Source organism: uncultured Georgenia sp., from assembly GCF_937958535.1.
Lineage (GTDB): Bacteria > Actinomycetota > Actinomycetes > Actinomycetales > Actinomycetaceae > Oceanitalea.
On sequence record NZ_CALGNQ010000164.1, the window covers coordinates 1 to 2,618 of the forward strand.

At 76.6% G+C, this 2,618-nt stretch carries 3 protein-coding genes and 1 pseudogene; all 4 read right to left on the minus strand.

All coding sequences use genetic code 11. The features are described from left to right. The coding region (locus tag Q0195_RS08860) for an FUSC family protein (protein ID WP_299277251.1) at nt 1–557 on the minus strand (557 nt) is incomplete at its 3' end. Between the two features lie 8 nt (nt 558–565). Beyond that, nucleotides 566–1,666 (minus strand): glycine cleavage T C-terminal barrel domain-containing protein, encoded by a 1,101-nt coding sequence (locus Q0195_RS08865; protein WP_299277253.1) that lies wholly within the window; start codon nt 1,664–1,666, stop codon nt 566–568. Beyond that, entirely contained in the window at nt 1,663–2,268 is a 606-nt protein-coding gene (locus Q0195_RS08870) for an FABP family protein (RefSeq protein WP_299277256.1), read from the minus strand. The genes Q0195_RS08865 and Q0195_RS08870 overlap by 4 nt, the downstream gene beginning before the upstream one ends. Before the next feature lie 32 nt (nt 2,269–2,300). After that, nucleotides 2,301–2,618, minus strand: a pseudogene (locus Q0195_RS08875) (hypothetical protein); the annotation flags it as partial.

Genomic DNA, 2,618 nt, shown 5'->3' on the forward strand with positions numbered 1-2,618 from the left:
GCGAGCTGGCGCGCCCGGCGGCGGGCGTCCTGCGGCGTGAGGATCGCGACGAGCAGGGCGAAGGAGCCGCCGACGAGCGCGTCGGTCACCCGCCCGGTCGGCCCGTCGATGGCGGCGACCGGGAGCGCGACGATGACGATGCCCTGCACCCCGGCCTGGATGGTGAGCATCTGCCCGCGGTCGATGAACCGGGCGAGCAGCGCCCCGAGGACGATGACGAGCATGATGGAGAACACGCCCGCGCCGATGACGTAGGCGACCAGCTCGCCCAGCCCCACCCCGAGCGTGACGCCGAAGGCCAGCTCGGCGACCTTGCGCACCTCCCGGTCCGCGCTGAAGCCCAGGCACACCCAGGTGGCGATGGGGGCGAAGAACGGCTGGGCGTGCCCGAGCCCGTAGTGGGCCACCGCCCAGGAGAGCCCGGCGGCGACCGCCGCGACGAGGACGGGCAGCGCCGCGGCCCGCACCCGCCGCCGGCCGCCCCGCAACCGCTGCCGGACCAGGACCAGCAGGCGGCGCAGGTCCAGGCGGTCGGTGCCGCTGCGGGGCTCGCTCATCGGGGCGCTCAGGCGCGCGGCCTGCGCCGCAGCTCCTGCCCCGGTCGCTCGGCCGGGCGGCCCACGGCCTCGCCGGAGACCGGGACGATGACCTCCTGGGCCGCGGCGATGCCGTCGACGGTGAGCTGGGCGTCCCCGGGGAGCGAGCGTTTGACGAGCGCCAGCGCCACCGGCCCGAGCTCGGCGTGCCGCACGACGCTCGTCACCGCGCCGACGTCCCGCTCGCCCTGGAGCACCCGCGCCCCGGGTTCGGGGGTGATGTGCTCCGATCCGTCGAGGTGGAGCATGACCAGCCGGCGCGGCGGCCGGCCGAGGTTGAAGACGCGAGCCACGGTCTCCTGGCCGCGGTAGCAGCCCTTGTCCAGGTGGACACCGGTGCGCAGCCAGTCCAGCTCGTGGGGGATGGCGCGCTCGTCCACCTCACGGGCGAGCCGGGGGCGCCAGGCCTCCACCCGCAGCGCCTCCCACGCCCACGTGCCCGCGAGCCGCAGCCCGGAGGCGTCGACCACCTCGGCGAGCCGGCCCCGGTCGACGAGGCTCAGCGCCCGGTGCAGGTCTCGCCCGGGGTGCTCGGCGTCGGGTGGCCCGTAGGTCGTGCCGCCGGGCGCCGTCGTCGGCCACGGGTCCTGCCAGGTGATGACGTGCCCGGGGGCGTCGGCGACGGCGCGCCACGCCTCCCCGTAGCTGCCGAGGACCGCGGTGCGCTCGGTGACGTCCTCGACGACGACCCGCAGCATGAACCGCATCCGGTCGAGGAACTCCACGAGGCCGGCCACGTGCCCGGCCTCGGTGAGGAGCCAGGTGCGCTCGCCGTCGTCGACGACCGCGGCGGCGTGCTCGATCCGCCCGTTGGGGTCGAGGAGGAGCAGCTCGCCGGACTGGCCGGGGGCGAGGTCGAGGAGGAGCTGGGTGCTCAGCGTGTTGAGCCAGGTCAGCCGGTCGGGCCCGGTGACGGTGGCGACGCCGAGGTGGGAGAGGTCGACGACGCCGCGGCCGCGCTCGAGCGCGCGCTGCTCGTGGGCGGGCGCACCGTAGTGGAGCGCCACCCCGGCGTCCGGGCCGCCGCCGGCGACGGCCCCGGGGCGGGAGAGGAGGGGGCTGTCGGTCACGGGGTCTCCTGTCGGCTGAGCCGCCCGGAGGCGTAGGACTGCAGCTCGTGGCCGAAGGCGGCCAGCTCCTCCACCCACATGAGCTCACCCTGCACGAGCCCGTACATGCGGCGCCCGGCGGTGACGCTGGCGGCGCTGGAGGTGCGCACGACCGCGTCGCTGACGATGTCGATGCGGGCGCTGCGGACGTTGCCGACGTAGACGGCGACGTGCCCGGTGGGCTGGGCGATGAGCACCTCGATGTCGGTGGGGCGGGGCCCCTTCGCCTGCTCACCGTCGGTGGGCTCGCCCTCGGCCTGCGGGGTGGCCCGCCAGTAGGCGGTCTCGGTGGCCCAGACGTCGGCCTTGCCGAGCCGGTCGGCCCCGTCCCCGCCGGGCATCTCCTGCGGCACCGAGGAGGAGTGCTCGGCGTCGACCGACCACAGGGTGCTCGTGCAGCGCAGGTAGGGCCCGCCGTCGTGGTCGAAGGTCATCTCGTGGACGAAGGGCTGCTCGGGCACGCCCGGGTAGGCCAGGACGCCGTACCCGCGCCACGACCCGACGAGCCAGGCGAGCGGGTAGACCTCCGGGGCCAGCCCCTCGGGCAGCGTGAAGGTGGCCATGGCACGATGCTACGCGGTCGCGGGGCCCGCCATCAGGCGAGGAGCACGCTGCCGAGCATGAAGGTGGGGGCCCCGGCGAGCATCGGGGGCAGCGCGGCCGCGGCGAGCGCCGGCAGCGTGCGCTGCGACGCCGGGAGGCGGCCGAGGACCACGTGGACGGTCGAGGTGAGCACCCCGGCGACCAGCCCGGTGGCGCCGCCGACCACGGACCCGACGTCGGGCAGGAGGGAGCCGGCCAGCAGCCCGGCGGCGCCGGCGACGACCGTGGCGAGCGGGGCGGTGACCCGGCCACGGAAGGGCAGCGCGGTGCACGCGGCGCTGGCGGCCAGGGCGGCCGCGGCGGTGACGAC

What these genes read in the sequence shown, in the direction of transcription:
- Q0195_RS08870 (WP_299277256.1), bottom strand. Translation starts at nt 2,268, where the DNA reads ATGGCCACCTTCACGCTGCCCGAGGGGCTGGCCCCGGAGGTCTACCCG.